This is a genomic window from Streptomyces alanosinicus (genome assembly GCF_014650595.1).
Lineage (GTDB): Bacteria > Actinomycetota > Actinomycetes > Streptomycetales > Streptomycetaceae > Streptomyces > Streptomyces alanosinicus.
In genome coordinates, this window is record NZ_BMVG01000006.1 from 1 (window position 1) to 16,731 (window position 16,731).

At 73.0% G+C, this 16,731-nt stretch carries 9 protein-coding genes; 4 read left to right on the forward strand and 5 right to left on the reverse strand.

Features of this window, described 5'->3' with window-relative positions:
* Window positions 1-469: 469 nt before the first annotated feature.
* Window positions 470-1,021, reverse strand: a complete 552-nt coding sequence (locus IE277_RS15135; protein ID WP_189952610.1) for a MarR family winged helix-turn-helix transcriptional regulator — start codon at window positions 1,019-1,021, stop codon at window positions 470-472.
* A gap of 97 nt (window positions 1,022-1,118) precedes the next feature.
* Between IE277_RS15135 and IE277_RS15140 the strand changes: the two genes are divergently transcribed.
* Window positions 1,119-2,408 (forward strand): MFS transporter, encoded by a 1,290-nt coding sequence (locus IE277_RS15140; RefSeq protein WP_229881554.1) that lies wholly within the window; start codon window positions 1,119-1,121, stop codon window positions 2,406-2,408.
* Between the two features lie 59 nt (window positions 2,409-2,467).
* Here IE277_RS15140 and IE277_RS15145 read toward each other — a convergent pair whose 3' ends face one another.
* Both IE277_RS15145 and IE277_RS15150 read right to left on the reverse strand, forming a co-directional pair.
* A complete protein-coding gene (locus IE277_RS15145; RefSeq protein ID WP_189952612.1) occupies window positions 2,468-4,129 on the reverse strand; it encodes an ATP-binding SpoIIE family protein phosphatase in 1,662 nt (553 codons plus the stop codon).
* 131 nt (window positions 4,130-4,260) lie between these two features.
* Window positions 4,261-5,640 (reverse strand): NAD(P)/FAD-dependent oxidoreductase, encoded by a 1,380-nt coding sequence (locus IE277_RS15150; protein WP_189952614.1) that lies wholly within the window; start codon window positions 5,638-5,640, stop codon window positions 4,261-4,263.
* Between the two features lie 379 nt (window positions 5,641-6,019).
* On the opposite strand from IE277_RS15150, the gene IE277_RS15155 reads away from it, so the two are divergent.
* Window positions 6,020-6,769 carry a TetR/AcrR family transcriptional regulator gene (locus IE277_RS15155; RefSeq protein WP_189952616.1) on the forward strand — a complete coding sequence of 250 codons (750 nt, stop codon included), beginning with the start codon at window positions 6,020-6,022 and terminating at the stop codon, window positions 6,767-6,769.
* Window positions 6,770-7,017: 248 nt separating this feature from the next.
* Window positions 7,018-8,925, forward strand: a complete 1,908-nt coding sequence (locus IE277_RS15160; protein WP_189952618.1) for a sigma-70 family RNA polymerase sigma factor — start codon at window positions 7,018-7,020, stop codon at window positions 8,923-8,925.
* On the opposite strand, the gene IE277_RS15165 is transcribed toward IE277_RS15160, so the two are convergent.
* Together IE277_RS15165 and IE277_RS15170 are read right to left on the reverse strand one after the other, a co-directional pair.
* Complete coding sequence (locus IE277_RS15165) at window positions 8,912-12,271, reverse strand: AfsR/SARP family transcriptional regulator (protein ID WP_189952620.1); 3,360 nt, start codon at window positions 12,269-12,271, stop codon at window positions 8,912-8,914. The genes IE277_RS15160 and IE277_RS15165 overlap by 14 nt on opposite strands.
* A gap of 210 nt (window positions 12,272-12,481) precedes the next feature.
* Window positions 12,482-14,557: an asparagine synthase-related protein gene (locus IE277_RS15170; protein ID WP_189952622.1), complete on the reverse strand. Its 2,076-nt coding sequence runs from the start codon at window positions 14,555-14,557 to the stop codon at window positions 12,482-12,484.
* Between the two features lie 722 nt (window positions 14,558-15,279).
* Between IE277_RS15170 and IE277_RS15175 the strand changes: the two genes are divergently transcribed.
* Entirely contained in the window at window positions 15,280-16,704 is a 1,425-nt protein-coding gene (locus IE277_RS15175; protein WP_189952624.1) for an NsdA family TPR-like regulatory protein, read from the forward strand.
* Window positions 16,705-16,731: the final 27 nt, after the last annotated feature.

A 16,731-nucleotide genomic window follows, 5' to 3' on the forward strand; every position in this document is an offset into this window, starting at 1 on the left:
TCGCTTCCTTTGTACTCACCCTCTCGGGCTTTCCTCCGGGCGCTTCCCTTCGGTCTTGCGCTTCCGACTCTATCAGATCTTTTCTCGATCCGATTTCCTCGGTGCTTTCCAGTTCCCCGCGTCTTTCTCGCGGTTTCCTTTCCGGCGGTTCCGACTCTATCAGATCCTTTCGGCGTCTGATCCCCGGTCAGCGGGGTTTGTCTTCCCGGCTGTTGGGCCGTTCCGACGCCTCAAACCTTAGCGGATCCGCTCGGCGATTCCCAATCGGGCCACCGGGCTTCCATTCGAATTGAATTCGGGCATGCCGAAATCGACCCGTACGGGAGATCGTGCTGAGGTGTGAGGGGGTGCCGCTCGAAGCGGCGGAGTTGCTGCCGAAGAACCGTTACGGCCCCGTGGCAACTCGGAGAACTTTACGGAACGGGTAGGGGCGTGTCAACCGATCCTGTCAAGATTTTTTTCGAGGGTCTCAGTCGAGGTCGCTGAGGCGGCCGCCGGCGTCCGGCTGGGCGTCCTCCACCCTGCGCAGAAGCCTCGTCAGGACCTCGCCGAGCACCGCGCGCTCCGCAGGGGTGAGGTCCTGGAGGAGGTCTCCCTCGAAGACCGTCGCCAGGCGCATCGCCTCCAGCCACTTCTCGCGGCCCTCGGGAGTCAGCTCGACGATGACCCGTACGCGGTTGGACTCATCACGCTCCCGGGTGACCAGGCCCTCGGTGACCATGCGGTCGATCCGGTGGGTCATCGCGGCCGGCGTGAGGCCCAGGCGCTTGGCGAGGTCGCTGGGGCCCAGGCGATACGGGGCGCCGGAGAGGACCAGTGCCTTGAGCACCTCCCACTCGGCGTTGCTGATGCCGAGGGCGGAGGTCTGACGGCCGTAGGCGACGTTCATACGGCGGTTGAGCCGGGACAGCGCCGACACGATCTTCTCGACCTGCGGGTCCAGGTCCTGGAACTCGCGCTGGTAGGCGGCGATCTGCTCTTCGAGTGTCGGCTCGGTGACGTCGGAAGCGGTATCGGCCATGGGCGCAGTATCGCACGCTGCTGCTTTGCGTTGAAGTCCTTCGCTGTGTACTCTTTAGCTTCGAAGTCTTCAGATCTAACTAGTGAGAGAGGTGAACGTGACCAGGGCGATGGGCGCAGCGATGCGCCGGATCCACGTGGGTAACGCACTCAGCGCGTTCGGGCTCGGCTTCACCGTCCCCTACCTGTACGTCTATGTGGCGCAGGTGCGGGGGCTGGGAGCCATGACGGCGGGACTCGTGCTCGCCGTCTTCGCCGTGGCCGCGCTGATCGTGCTGCCGTTCGCCGGCCGGGCGATCGTGCGGCGCGGCCCACTGCCGGTCCTGCTCGCCGCCCTGGTCACGGCCGCGCTCGGCGCGCTCAGCCTCGGTCTCGCGAGCAATGCCGTCGCCGTACTGCTGTCGGCCGCGGCGCTCGGTGCCGGGCAGGCCGTGATGCAGCCCGCGCTGGCGACGATGATCGTGGACTGCTCGACGGCCGACACCCGGTCGCGGGCGTTCGCGATGCAGTTCTTCCTGCAGAACCTGGGGCTCGGTGTCGGCGGCCTCATCGGCGGTCACCTCGTGGACACCACGCGCGTGTCGTCGTTCACGCTGCTGTTCGCGATCGAGGCGGCGATGTTCCTGCTGCTGGTCGTGGTGATGGCGACGGTGCGGATGCCGCATTCGCCGCGGCTGGAGGACGCACCCGCGGGTTCGGCCAAGGGCGGCTGGAAGCAGCTGCTCGGGAACCGGGCGATGGTGCAGCTGTGTGTGCTGGGCTTCGTACTGTTCTTCGCCTGCTACGGCCAGTTCGAGTCCGGGCTGAGCGCGTACGGCGTCGAGGCCGCCGGGATCTCCACCTCCGCGCTGGGGACGGCGCTTGCCGCGAACACGCTGATGATCGTGGTGGCTCAGTTCGCCGTGCTGAGGTTCGTGGAGCGTCGGCGGCGGTCCCGGGTGATCGCCGGGGTCGGGCTGATCTGGGCCGTGGCATGGGTCGCCGCCGGATACGCGGGGCTGGGCCACGGCAGCCAGGAGATGGCGACGGCCGCGTTCGTGTCGACGTACGCGCTGTTCGGGCTGGGTGAGGCGATGCTGTCGCCGACGGTCGCGCCGCTGGTCGCCGATCTGGCGCCGGAGGGGATGGCCGGGCAGTACAACTCGGCGTTCGCGCTGGTCAAGCAGTTGGCGTTGGCCGTCGGGCCGGCAGTGGGCGGGCCGCTAGGTGCGTCGCTGCATGCGCCGTACATCGTGACCTTCCTGCTGTTCTCGCTGGGGATCACGGCGCTGGCGCTGCGGCTGGGGCGGCGGCTCACCCCCGTCCAGGACCAGCCCTGGCTGGCGCGCGGGAGCCGTGTGGTCACGCGTGGCGCGGCGCCCGCGGAACCGGTGTCCGCGGAGGCGTAAGGCACCCGAGCGAATGCGGGTGGGCCACTGCCCCCAGGGGGCAGTGGTCCCCACGGTGTCTAGCCCTTCGGCAGGACAAACTCGCACCACACCGCCTTCCCGCCGCCTGGTGTCCTTCTCGATCCCCAGTTGGACGCGATCGTCGCCACGATGGCGATGCCTCGGCCGGACTCGTCGCCGGGTTCGGCGCGGCGGCGCCTGGGCAGGTGGTCGTCGCCGTCGGTGACCTCGATGATCAGGCGGCGGTCGGTGCGGCGGAGCCGCAGACGCATGGGCGGGGTTCCGTGCTGGAGGGAGTTGGCGACCAGCTCACTCGCGGCGAGGACACCGAGGTCGTGCAGTTCGGCCGGGAAACGCCAGCTCGTCAGCACGCCGGAGGCGAACGCACGCGCGCGGGGTGCTGCCTCGACGCCGCCGAGGAGTTCCAGGGCCGCGTTGCGGAAGAGGTCGCCGGCGGGGCCCGTACGAGCCGGGTGCTGGAGGACGAGGACGGCCACGTCGTCATCGTGGTCGGCGGTGACGCCGGCGGAGCGGACCAGGCGGTCGCACACGACCTGGGGGGTGCCGGTCGCGCCGGCCAGGGCGCGCTCCAGGGCGGCGATGCCCTCGTCCAGGTCCTCGTCGCGGCGTTCGACCAGGCCGTCCGTGTAGAGGACCGCCGTCGAGCCGGGGCCCAGTGCGATCGCACCCGATGTGTGGATCCAGCCGCCCGTGCCGAGCGGTGGGCCGGTGGGTTCGTCGGCGCGGGAGACCGTGCCGCTCTCGTCGCGGACCAGGATGGGGAGGTGGCCGGCGGAGGCGTACACCAGGCGGCCCTCGTTCGGGTCGTGGACGGCGTAGACGCAGGTGGCGATCTGGTTGGCGTCGATCTCGGTGGCCAGGCCGTCCAGCAGCTGGAGTACTTCGTGCGGGGGCAGGTCCAGGCGGGCGTAGGCGCGGACCGCCGTGCGGAGCTGGCCCATCACCGCCGCCGCGCGGACCCCCCGGCCCATCACGTCGCCGATGACCAGGGCCGTACGGCCGCCGCCGAGGGTGATCACGTCGTACCAGTCGCCGCCGACCGCGGCCTCGGTGCCGCCGGGCTGGTAGGTGGCGGCGATGCGCAGGTCGTCGGGCTGTTCCAGCTCCTGGGGGAGGAGGGAGCGCTGCAGCGTGACGGCCGTCTCGCGCTGGCGGCGCTCGCTGGCGCGCAGCCGCTCGGCGGCCTCGGCGTGGTCGGTGACGTCGGTGGCGAACACGAGGACGGAGCCGGTGCCGGAGCCGGTGTCGCGGTCGCCGTCCTCGGCGACGGGGGTGCAGGTGAACGTGTAGGAGCGGCCGTCGACGGCCTTGCGGGACTTCAAAGTGCGGGGTTTTCCGCTGCGCAGGACCTGGTCGAGGAGCGGGAGCAGGCCCAGTTCGGAGAGTTCGGGCAGCGCCTCGCGGGCGGGGGCGCCGGTGGGGCGGGTACCGAAGGCCGTGGTGTAGGCGTCGTTGACGTAGGCGATGCGGTGGTCGGGGCCGTGGACGAGGGCGACGAGGGCGGGGACGCGGTCGAGGACGTCGCGTGCGGGCAGTTGGTCGACGGCGGGCACCGGGGGTGTGTCGCCGGTCGGCTGTTCGGCGCGGGCCGCGGGCACCGAGCCTTCTCCCCGCCGGTCCGGGGAGACCGGGGTATCTGTCCGCGCGGCGGCGCGGCGCTGCGTTCCGGGGAGCCGGGCGCTCCAGCGCGTGAAGTTCACTTGGGAAGAAGCCTCGTGGGTGCTGAGGGCGGGTGGGTGGCCCGTCCGCGGACGTGGGGCAGTCTGGCAGGGGACACGCCGCGGCGACATCCGTCAGACGCCTGGGCGAGCCGGGGAGTTCCTGGGTCCGGTCAGGACGACCCCTTCGGGTCGTCCGAGGGGCTGTGAGGAGGCTTTCCACCGGCCGCGAGTTCGAACTCCGCTCGCGGATGTTCGAGTGAACCGAGCGAGACGATCTCCCGTTTGAAGAGCCCGGCGAGGGTCCATTCCGCCAGGACCCGGGCCTTGCGGTTGACGGTGGGCACCCTGCTGAGGTGGTAGACGCGGTGCATGAACCAGGCAGGGTAGCCCTTCAGCTTGCGCCCGTAGACCTGGGCGACGCCTTTGTGCAGGCCGAGGGAGGCGACCGAGCCGACGTACCGGTGGGCGTACGTCTGAAGCGGCTCGCCGCGCAGCGCGTGGGCGATGTTGTCACCGAGGACCTTCGCCTGGCGGACGGCGTGCTGGGCGTTGGGCGCGGTCTCGGCGCCGGGTTCGGCGGCGGTGACGTCGGGTACGGCCGCCGCGTCGCCGGCCCCCCAGGCGTGTTCCGCGCCGTCGACCGTCAGCTGTGCGGTGCACTTCAGCCGGCCGCGCCCGGTGAGCGGCAGATCGGTGGCGGCGAGCAGGGGATGCGGTTTGACGCCGGCGGTCCACACGACCGTGCGGGTCGGGAAGCGCTGGCCGTCGCTGAGGGCGGCGACCCGGCCGGTGCAGGAGTCCAGGCGGGTTTCGAGCAGGACCTGGATGTTGCGGCGGCGCAGCTGGGTGACGGTGTAGCGGCCCATCTCCTCGCCGACCTCGGGGAGGATGCGGCCGGAGGCCTCCACGAGGATCCATTTCATGTCCTCGGGGCGGACGTTGTGGTAGTAGCGCGCGGCGTAGCGGGCCATGTCCTCCAGTTCGGCGAGGGCCTCCACGCCCGCGTAGCCGCCGCCGACGAAGACGAAGGTGAGGGCGGCGTCGCGGATCGCGGGGTCGCGGGTGGAGGAGGCGATGTCCATCTGCTCGATGACGTGGTTGCGCAGGCCGATGGCCTCTTCGACGGTCTTGAAGCCGATGCCGTGGTCGGCGAGGCCCGGGATGGGCAGGGTGCGGGAGATCGAGCCGGGGGCGAGCACCAGTTCGTCGTAGCCGAGGAGTTCGGCCGCTCTGCCCTCCTCGGCGGTGGCGAGCGTGGAGATCGCGGCGGTGCGCACCCCGTGGTCGATGGCGGTGACCTCGCCGATGACGACGTGGCACCGGTCCAGAAGACGGCGCAGCGGTACGACGACATGACGAGGGGAAATCGAACCCGCGGCGGCTTCGGGGAGGAACGGCTGATACGTCATGTAGGGGTCGGGGGTGACGACCGTGATCTCGGCCTCACCCCGCTTGAGCTCGTCCTTCAGCTTCCGCTGCAGACGCAGGGCCGTGTACATCCCGACGTAGCCGCCGCCGACAACCAGAATGCGCGCACGTTCCTTCACCATCCCATGACGCACCCGGCGCAGTTGTTTGTCCACAGCCCCGGCAATTTGTGTGACTGGCGGCCGGGTGTGCGCGGGGGCGGCGGCGGTGTCGGGGCAGGACGAAAGGGGGCAGGTCAGCGGGGGCGGGCCAGGGCGTACGAAGGTGAGGAAACGGGATGTACGAGACCCGTACTCCGATCGGGGGGCGCACTGTGCGGAACCTGCCCCTTCTGAATTGACTTCCTCTCAACTATGTTCGTGTGTCGACGGGGTGTAGGGAATGTGGTCGAGCGGGTACCGCGACGGGCGGACCCGGTCGAGACCGACGACAGCTCCACGCACTCCCGATTCAGTGACGGGGAGAGTCTCCGGGGGGAGACGTCATTACCGGGGGAAACACATGCATGTTCAGGACGCACATTGGTCATCCGCAGCCGCCGTCGCGCCCGGTGGCGCGGCGATGAGCCCGACGGTGGGCAACCGACGCGCGGACGCGGCGCGTACGACGCCGCTGCGGGTCGACGCACAGCGCAATCTGGAGCACGTGCTGCGTGCGGCGCGTGAGGTCTTCGGCGAGCTGGGGTACGGCGCGCCGATGGAGGACGTGGCGCGCCGCGCCCGGGTCGGGGTCGGCACCGTGTACCGGCGCTTTCCCAGCAAGGACGTGCTGGTCCGGCGTATAGCCGAGGAGGAGACGGCGCGGCTGACCGAGCAGGCGCGGACAGCGCTCGGGCAGGAGGAGGAACCGTGGTCGGCGCTGTCGCGGTTCCTGCGGACGTCCGTGGCGTCGGGGGCCGGGCGGCTGCTGCCGCCGCAGGTGCTGGTCGGCTCCGCCGGTTCGGGCGGACCGGTGGGCTCCGCCGAGGAGGCCCGGGTGCCTCAGCAGCGGATGCAGCCGGGCGGCGGAGAACTGCGGCCGGCTTCTGCGGGGGCCGACGACGCCGGGGTCGGGGCGCTGCTCGAAGTGGTCGGGAAGCTGGTGGACCGGGCGCGGGCGGCCGGCGAGCTGCGGGCGGATGTATCCGTGTCCGATGTGCTGCTGGTGATCGCCACGGCGGCGCCGGCTCTGCCGGATGCGGCACAGCAGGCCGCCGCGTCCGCGCGGTTGCTGGACATCTTGCTGGAGGGGTTGCGGTCGCGTCCCGCGTAGGGGCTTGAGAGCCGGTTCGGGACGGATGGTCCACGTGGTTCCCGGACCGCGGACCGTATGTGGCTGGTTCGCAGTTCCCCGGGCCCCTGGGGAACTGCGGCTCACTCATTCGAGGAGTGGCCGCAAGGGTGTGCTGGCAAGGGGCCTCGGACGAGTGGATGCCGAGCACGAGGGGTCCTTGAACAAAAGACAATGTGGCACCCTGAGCCGGTAAGGGTTGGGCTGGCCGGTGTCGGGGGCGTTCCGCGATGGGCGTTGACGGGTGGGACGAGTCACGCGGTGACGACACGGGCACGGAATCAGCCGCGGGGTTGACCCCGCCTCAGGTGCCGCCTCAGGTGCCGCCTCAGGGCGGTCGTCCGGCTTCGTCCGCCGGCCGGAGCAGGCAGAGCGTGCCGGCGCAGCGTGAGGGCAGTGTGCTGCCACCGCGCCGGGGGCAGGCGCCCGACGACGGCGAGCTGATCGAGCGCATGCGCGGCGGTGACGACTCCGCGTACGAGGAGCTGTACCGGCGACACGCGGACGCCGTACGGCGCTACGCCCGCACCTGCTGCCGGGACGGGCACACCGCCGACGACCTCACCGCCGAGGTCTTCGCCCGGATGCTGCAGGCGGTGCGCGGCGGGTCCGGGCCCCAGCACGCCGTACGCGCCTATCTGCTGACCTCGGTGCGGCGCGTGGCCGCGCACTGGACCAGGTCCGCGCGGCGCGAGCAGCTCGTCGACGACTTCGCCGGCTTCGCCCAGCAGGCCGCCCGGGGCGCGGAGGTCTCCGACGACGACACCTTGGACCTCGGCGCCGATGTGCGGGCGATGCACGAGGCCGAGCAGTCGATGGCGATGCAGGCCTTCCGCTCGCTGCCCGAACGCTGGCAGGCGGTGCTGTGGCACACCGAGGTGGAGGACGAGTCCCCGAGCGAGGTGGCGGTGCTGTTCGGGCTGGATGCCAACGGCACCCGGGTCCTGGCCAGCCGTGCCCGCGAGGGCCTGAAGCAGGCCTATCTCCAGGCTCATGTCAGCGCCTCTCTCTCCGGTGACGAGGAGTGCGCCCGCTACGCCGACCAGCTCGGCGGCTACGCCCGGCGCAAACTGCGCGTCCGCGCCGAGCGGGGGCTGCGCAAGCACCTGGAGGAATGCGCGAAGTGCCGGCTGGCGGCCGCGCAGATCGAAGAGGTCGCCGGCGGTATCCCCGGAGTCGTCCCGGTCGCGGTCATCGGCTGGTTCGGGGCCGCCGGGTACGCCAAGGCGCTCGGGATCATCGCCGGCGGCGCCGGGGTCGGGGCCACTGGTGCCGCCGCGGCGGCCACCGGCTCCTCCGGCGGGGGCGGCGGTGCCGGCGGGGCCGCGGCCTCGGAGGGGCTCGGGGCGCCGGTGAAGGCGGGGATCGCGGCCGGTGTGGTCGCGGTGGCCGCCGCCGCGGTGGCCCTGGCCCTCGTGAACGACAGCCACCCGCCGGCGAAGGAGGTGGCGAAGCCGGCGCCGTCCGCGCCGGTCGTCCGGCCTCCGGCGCCGAAGCCGGCCCCGTCGAAGAAGCCCTCGCCGCAGCCGGTGGTGCGGGCCCCGAAGCCGGCGCCCACACCGACGCCGCCCCCCGCACCGAAACCCCCGCCCGAGCCTGCGCCGACGCCCACGCCGACGCGCCCCGCGCCCCCGAAGCCCACCCCCAAGCCGACGCCGACCCCGACGCAGCCGACCCCGACGCCCACTCCGCCGCCCGCGCCCACCGTCTACGAGGTGAGCGAGCTGAACTACGACATCACCGGCGACGGCACCAAGCCCGAGATCCGGCTCGGCGAGAGCAGCTGGGTGTGGCAGCACTACGGAATGTCGATCGGCGGCAGGCAGTACGCGCGCGGGGTGACCGTGCACGGCGAGTCCTCCGTGACCATCGCCCTCAACCGGCAGTGCACCGCCTACGACGCACGGGCCGGTGTCGACGACATGACGCTGGGCCTCGGCAAGGTGTCCTTCGCCGTCTACGCCGACGGGGTCCGGCTGTGGCAGTCCGGCATGGTCAAGGGAGACGATCAGGCCGTGCCCGTCCATGTGGATCTGACCGGGCGCGGGACCGTACGCCTCGTCGTGCGGCCGCACCGGGACCTCCTCGACGGGGCGGCGCTCGCCGACTGGGCGGAGTCCCGCCTCACCTGCCGCTGACCGGCCCCGATCCCGCCCCCCGACCTCGCTCGACGACGGCGGCCGGGCCGTCCAGCTCGCGCAGCACCTCGGCCACGCCGAGGGACGCGCCGCGGGCGCGCTCGGCCGCGTAACGGCCGGCCGGCAGTGCCGCACGGGCCTCGGCGTGCACCTGGGCGGCCTTGCCGCGCTCCGGCTCGGGGCGCTGATGGCCTTCGCGCCAGTGGTCCGCCGCGGCGTACAGCCGGATCGCGCCCGCCAGCTCGCCGTACCGGGCCAGCAGCATGGCAGCGCTGTCCACCAGTCCCGCCGTGACCGTCTCGGCGCACCGCTGCGCCACAGCCTCGCGCAACGCCTCGGCGAGGATCGGCAGCCCGTGCGCGGGACCCGACTCGGCGGCGACGACGAGCGCCTCCACCATGCGCAGTCCCGCCCCGAACGGTGGTGGCAGATTGTCGCCGCGCACCGCCGCGCGGGTCGCGTCGTACAGCTCACGGGCGCGGGCGGTCTCCCCGTCGTGCAGGGCGATCTGGGCGCGCATCAGCAGGACGAAGGCGGCCGACTCCGGTACCGCATAGCGGTCGGCGGCGGCTCCCGCCTCGTCCAGGGAGGTCAGCGCGGCCTTCGGGTCGCCGGAGCGGTAGGCGATCTCGGCGAGCCGCGCCATCAGGAACGGCGACTCGGCGTAGGCACCCACCTCGTAGGCGAGGCGCAGTGCCTCCTCGTACTCACCGCGTGCCTCCGCGTACCGGCCGCGCGCCATGGCCGCCTCGCCGGCCGCGCTGCACACCTGGGCCCGCATCCAGCGGTCCCCGACGCGCAGGCTGAGGGGGCGCAGCTCGGCCAGGTCCTCGTCCACGCCCCGCAGATTGCCCGCAGAGTCGACGGTCACATGGGTGCGGTACATCAGGGCGACCCCGATCTCCCAGTCGCCGCCGTGTCGGCGGCAGTTGGCGACGGCCGCGGCCAGGTCCGGGCCGGCCTCCCCCGAGCCGCCCAGGTAGTAGGCGGTCAGCGGCCAGACGATGCCGGGGAGCCGTGCCGCTCGGAGGCCTCCCTGTTCATAGGCGGCCCGCACGCGCGCGACGTACTGCGGGGCCCGCGAGTCGGCGGCGAGGTCGTCCGCGCCGGACTCGAAGGTCAGGAACAGATCGAGCATCCGCAGGTCCATCCGCGGCTCCCGCAGCGGATGCCCGGCCTCCCCGTCGGGGTCGGCGAGGAGGGCCCCGACCGGATCGGCCACCTCCACCAGGGCCGCCAGACCGCCACCGGTGCGCAGCGCGCCCGACATGCCGGACGCCCTCAGGGTGTCCAGGGCCACGCCCAGGCGCAGGACGAGACGGATCCAGGCGACCGCCTCCCGGCGGTGGTTGCGCAGCCACCAGAACCAGCCCATGGCGAGGGCGATCGCGGCCGCCTCCGGCTCGTCGGCGGCGCGCACCGCGCGGTCCAGGGCCGCCCGGATGTTGTCCAGTTCGCTCTCCAGGCAGGAGATCCATTGCAGTTGGGCCGCCGAACGCAGGAGCGGATCGGCCTCCTCGACCAGCGCACGCACCCACGCGCGATGGCGGCGCTCGGTCTCGGCGCGCAGTCCGGGGACCTCGGCCGCGCGCTCGACGGCGTACTCGTGGATGGTCTCCAGCATGCGGTAGCGCATGCCGGCGCCGGAGGCGTCGGGTGCGGCGACGACGAGGGACTTGTCGACCAGGGCGCCGATCAGGTCGGCCGCCGGGTCGCCGCACACGGCCTCGGCCGCCGCGAGGTCCCAGCCGCCGGCGAACACCGACACCTCGCGCAGCACCGTGCGCTCGCGCTCGTCGAGCAGGTCCCAGGACCAGTCGACGACCGCGCGCAGGGTCTGCTGGCGGGGCAGGACCGTGCGGCTTCCGGAGGTGAGCAGCCGGAAGCGGTCGTCGAGCCGGTCGGCGATCTGCCGTGGGGTCAGCAGCCGGAGCCGGGCGGCGGCCAGCTCGATGGCCAGCGGCAGCCCGTCCAGCCGGCGGCAGATCTCCGCCACGGCCCCGGTGTCGGCGAGCACCGCGCCGGCGTCGGGGCGGACGGCCTTCGCGCGCTCGGCGAACAGACGGTGCGCCTGCTCCGGGACGAGGGGCTCGACCGGGCGCACCGACTCACCGGGGACGCCCAGGGGTTCACGGCTGGTCGCGAGGATCGTGAGCCCCGGGCAGTGGGTGAGGAGGGTCTCGGCGAGGGCGGCGGCCGCGCCGATCACATGCTCGCAGTTGTCAAGGATCAGGAGTTGGCTGCGCGGGGCGCAGTACTCGATCAGCAGGGCGACGGGGTCGGCCTGCGGGGTCGCCAGTTCGTTGGTCAGCAGCACGGTCTCGCGCAGACCGAGGGCGCTGACCACCGCGCCGGGCACCGCCTCCGGATGGTCGAGCGGGGCCAGCTCGACCAGCCATGCCTGGGGGAGCCCTGCAGCGGTCTCCTCGGCGAGACGGGTCTTTCCGGAGCCGCCCGGTCCGGTGAGCGTGACCAGGCGGGCCCTGTGCATATCGGAACGGATGGCGTCGAGTTCGGGTTCCCGCCCGACGAACGAGTTCAGACGGGGACGGAGATTTCCGGTGCGCTCGGGGGGTTGAGCGGGTGCCGGTGCCTTCGCGGGCCGCGGCCGTGGTGGTGGCTGCGGTTCCTTCTGTTCGAGCAACGACGTGTGCAGGGCGGTGAGTTCCGGGCCCGGATCGGTGCCGAGGGTGTCGGCGAGGGTGCGGCGGGCGGACTCGTACGCGGCGAGGGCGTCGGCGGGGCGGCCCGTGTCGCGCAGGGCGCGGATGAGCAGGGCGTGCAGGGGCTCGTCCAGCGGATGGGCCGCCGTCAGCTCCGTCAGCTCCGGTACGACGTCCGGGGCGCGGCGGAGATCGAGGGCTGCGGCGGCCCGGGCGCGGCTCGCCTCCAGGCGCAGGGCCCTTGGGCGGCTGGCGGCGGTGCGGTCGGGCAGGTCGGCGAGGGCGGGGCCGTGCCAGAGGGCGAGGGCCTCGGTGAGGGTGCGGTGGGCGGTGGCCGGGTCGCCTGTGGTGAGGGCTTTGGTGCCGGTGCGGACGAGCCGCTCGAAGACGTACAGGTCCACGTCGTCCTCGGTGGCCTCCAGGCGGTAGCCGCCGGGGGTGGAGACGATGGTGTGCCGGCCGAGGGTGCGGCGGAGGCGGCCGACCAGGGCCTGGAGGGCGGCGGGGGCGTCGTGGGGTGGGTCGTCCGCCCAGATCTCGTCGATCAGGGTTTCGGGGGTGGTGGCGCGGGAGGGGTGGAGGGCGAGGGCGGTGAGCAGGGTGCGCAGGCGGGGGCCGCCGATGGGTATGGGGATGCCCTGGTCGTCCACGGCTTGGGTTACGCCCAGGATTCTGTATCGCACCTGGTCATTGTCGCGGGGTGCGGAGTTCTGGGCACGGGGTTTCGTGAGCGGCGCGTGATCGGTGCCCTGTGCTGCTGCGGCTGGGCGGGGGGCGCGCGCTGCTCGCTGGGAGGTGCGTCCCCCCGAGGGAGTACCCCCCTGCGCCCACCCGTGCCACCCGAGCGGCACGACTGTCCGCAGCTGCGGCGGCATGCGGCTGCCCGCGGACGCTCACGCGCCGGAGGCCAGCGCGCCCTTCCTCGGCTGGATCCCGGAGGGCACCGCACGCGCGCGTGCCGGGGTTCCCGTCCAGCACGTGCCGCGGCGGGAGAGGAGGCGGTGGAGCCAGAGTTCGAGGGAGATGAGGTCGGCGAGGCCGTCCAGGGGGACGGGGTCGCCGGCGGCGGCCGCGCTCAGGGCCTCGCGGATGACGCGGGCCTCCACCAGGCCGGCGTCGGCGAGGAGGGGCGTGGCGAAGAGGTCGAGCAGGGGGTCGGCGGCCATGCGCAGACCCGCGCGTGCGGCCGCCGCCGAGGAGGCGTGGGAGGGGGCGCCCCAGCCGGGCGGGAGGTCGGCGACGCCGGCGCCCTCCAGGACCGTACGGAGTATGGCGGCACGGGCGCCGGGCTGGACGCGCAGGGCCTGCGGGAGGGCACGGCAGGCGCGGACGACCTGGTTGTCGAGGAACGGCGCGTGCAGGCGCTGGGAGCGGATCTCGGCGGCCTGTTCCAGGACGCGCAGGTCGGCGGCGTGGCGGGCGAGGGCGGCACGCGCGCGATAGTCGCCGGGACGCTGTACGCCGGTCGCGGAGCGGTCTGCCTCCGCCTGGAGAAGAACCGATACTTCAGCCAGCGCCTCCCCGGTCAGCCAGCGCGCCGCCGGCCCCGGTCTCGCCCAGGTCAGCGCGGCGAGGGAGGCACCGACGGCGCCCTTGGGCTCATCGAAGCGGCGCCGCATCAGCCGCTCGGCCAGCACCTCCAGACCGGCCCGGTACGGCGTGCGGGCGAGCCGGCGGGCGGCGCCGTACACGCGCGCCGGGACCAGCACCGATCCGTCGGCCTTGGCGAGCGCCGCGACCGGGCGGACCAGATGGCGCCGTTTGCGGTCCATGAGGAGGTCGGCGAGGCGGGCGGGGTGGGCGTCCAGGACCTGGCGGGCGCCGTGGCCGGTGAAGTGGTCGGCGCTGCCGGCGGCGAGCCGGGCGCGGTGCCGGGCGGCGGTGACCAGGGAGGGTCCGGGTTCGTCGGTGAGGGGGCCGTCGAGCTCGGCGTACGGCAGGGTCTCCTCGGCGCCGGTGACCACCACGTGGTGCAGGCGCGGGCCCGCGGCCAGGGCTCCGGCGCGTTCGACCTCGGCCTCGCGGCCGCCTACGGCCAGGTCGTTGAAGGTGACCGCGAGGAGCCGTTCGCCCGCGCCCGTGCCGTGCCCGAGCAGGGTGCCGGGTCTGCCGGGCAGCCCGGCGGCCAGCAGCGCGAGGGTGCCGGAGGCGGGGCCGCCGGAGAGGTCTGCGCCGATGCCGGGCACGGGCATCCCGCGCCGGGCCCGCCGCTCGGCCGGGCCCATGCCGGGTACCGGGCCGGGGTCGAGGTCGGGCACATGGCGGGGTGCGGACAGCCGGGTGCGGACCGCCTCCACCAGGGCGTCGCGTACGGCGTCGACGGCGCGGTCGGGCTCGGCCGGGGGCGCGGCCACGGCGAGGGACGCGACCGGTTCGTACCCGGCGATCTCGCGCGCCCCGGCGCGCAGCACAAGCGCGTGCCCCGGCGGAACGCGCCGCACGCCGTCGTACGGGGTGGTGTCGCGCAGCGCGGCCGGCACGTCCGGGGCGGCGAGCAGGGCGGCCAGGTGACCGAAGTCGAGGTTGGCCTCGATGAGGTCGGCGAGGGGCAGCGCGGCGGTGGCGTAGGCCGTGCCGCCCGCCCAGGGGGTGTGGAACACCGGGCGGGCGCCCGCGAGATCGCCGCAGACGGTGATGCGGCGGCCGACCTGGACGACGGCGGTGTAACTGCCCGGCCAGGTCGTCAGATGGCGCAGTGCGCCCCCGCGCGCGGTGAACAGTCCGCGCCGCAGCTCCTCGTCGGAGGCGCCGCAGATGCCGAGGACGGCGATGCGGTTGTCCGCGTCGGCCCGCACCACGCGGATCTCGTCCGGGCGCCAGTCGCCGACGGCCCACAGCGGATCCGGGTCTCCCCACAGGAGTTGGGAGCCGACCGGATGCAGGGTCTCGCCGTCGTAACCGGTGGCACCCGCGGAGCCGATCCGGGCGGCGCCCGCGGCGGTGCTGCTCCAACCCACCAACCACCGCATCGACGCCTCCACAGGCTGTGGACAACAGTGCACCGTACGAACCGGCTCCTCATGCTGCCATGAAAGGCGCGGCGTGGAGGGGCGACGGCACCGGCTCGGATCGAGGGAAGCTCACGGCGAACGCCCGGGGCCGCCAGGGGAGTCGGCGGGCGGGACGGGCGCCGGCCGCCGGATGTTCATGAGGAGTACGACGCGAATGCGCCCCCTGTGCGCTCCCTCAAAACGCCCTTCACGCCCTCAAGTTGCGTGGTCGGAGCGGAATCCAACCCCGGCGAGCAGGGTCTATTTTCGGCCAAACATATGGCGGCGTCCGGGATTTGAGCACGCTCCGTACAGGCCTTCGGCGAACGCGGTGGCGCAGACACGCGCACAGTCCGGGAGGCGGGCAGCGCCTCCCGGACCGGTCCGCCACCCGCGGGGATGAAGGTGGCGGTGTCCCCCAGCCCACTGGATCCAGTACAGCGGGCCGACCCACGCAAGAGCCATGGAACCGCTCCCCCGATGGCCGGAGAAGAGCGCACGGACAGGCGCACGGCCACACGTGCGGGGGCACGCGGCGACAGGCCGTGCACGGTGCGTACATGACCGCACTTCCGTACGGACCACAATCCCGCCATCCGGAACAATGCCCCTTAACGCTTGGGATGCGGCGAACTACGCTGGGTTTACGAATGCCGCGTGGTTATGCCAGCGCGGCAGCCGTCTGTGTCGAGGGGTGGCGCATGTCCAGGGAGCAACGCGGGCCGAACGAAAAGCTCGGCGCCGTTCTCGCCCTCGCGGGAATCAGCAACGCAGGACTCGCACGACGCGTCAACGACCTTGGCGCCCAACGCGGGTTGACTCTTCGCTACGACAAGACCTCCGTGGCGCGCTGGGTGTCGAAGGGGATGGTGCCGCAGGGCGCGGCGCCGCACCTCATCGCGGCCGCCATCGGACAGAAGCTCGGCCGCCCGGTGCCGCTCCACGAGATCGGCCTGGCGGACGCGGATCCCGCCCCCGAAGTGGGTCTCGCCTTCCCCAGAGACGTCGGACAGGCGGTGAAGTCGGCGACCGAGCTGTACCGTCTCGACCTCGCCGGCCGCCGGGCCGGCTCCGGCGGCATCTGGCAGTCGCTCGCCGGATCGTTCGCAGTGAGCGCATACGCAACGCCTGCCTCACGATGGCTGATAACCCCCGCCGACAGCTCGGTCGCGCGGGAGGCGGGCTCCGCCGAGGGCACCGGCGCACCGATCAAAGTCGGCCACAGCGATGTGCAGAAGCTGCGGGAGGCCGCCGAGGACGCCCGGCGCTGGGACTCCAAGTACGGCGGCGGGGACTGGCGTTCGTCGATGGTGCCGGAGTGTCTGCGGGTCGAGGCGGCGCCACTGCTGCTCGGGGCCTACTCCGACGAGGTGGGCCGGGCGCTCTTCGGCGCCTCCGCCGAACTCACCCGGCTCGCCGGGTGGATGGCCTTCGACACCGGCCAGCAGGAGGCGGCGCAGCGGTACTACATCCAGGCGCTGCGGCTCGCGCGCGCGGCGGCGGACGTACCGCTCGGCGGCTATGTGCTCGCCTCCATGTCGCTCCAGGCGACCTATCGCGGCTTCGGCGACGAAGGGGTCGATCTGGCGCAGGCGGCGCTGGAGCGGAACCGGGGCCTGGCGACCGCGCGCACGATGAGCTTCTTCCGGCTGGTGGAAGCACGGGCACACGCGCGTGCGGGAGACGCACAGGCGGCGGGTGCGGCCCTGAAGGCCGCCGAGGGGTGGCTCGAACGATCCCGGGAGGGCGACAACGATCCTTCTTGGCTTGGTTTTTATGGCTATGACCGGTTTGCCGCTGATGCGGCGGAGTGCTATCGGGATCTGAAGGCTCCCCGGCAGGTGCGACGGTTCACCGAGCAGGCGCTGTCGAAGCCGACGGAGGAGTTCGTGCGCTCGCACGGACTGCGGCTGGTGGTGTCGGCCGTGGCCGAGCTGGAGTCCGGGAACCTGGACGCCGCGTGCGAGCAGGGCCGGCGGGCCGTGGAAGTGGCCGGGCGGATCTCTTCGGCCCGGACCACGGAGTATGTGAAGGATCTGCTGCACCGGCTGGAGCCGTACGGGGACGAGCCGCGGGTGGCGGAGCTGCGGGAGCGGGCCCGGCCGCTGTTGATGACCACGGCCTGATAACCCGCACCGCCCGCGTTTGAAGGC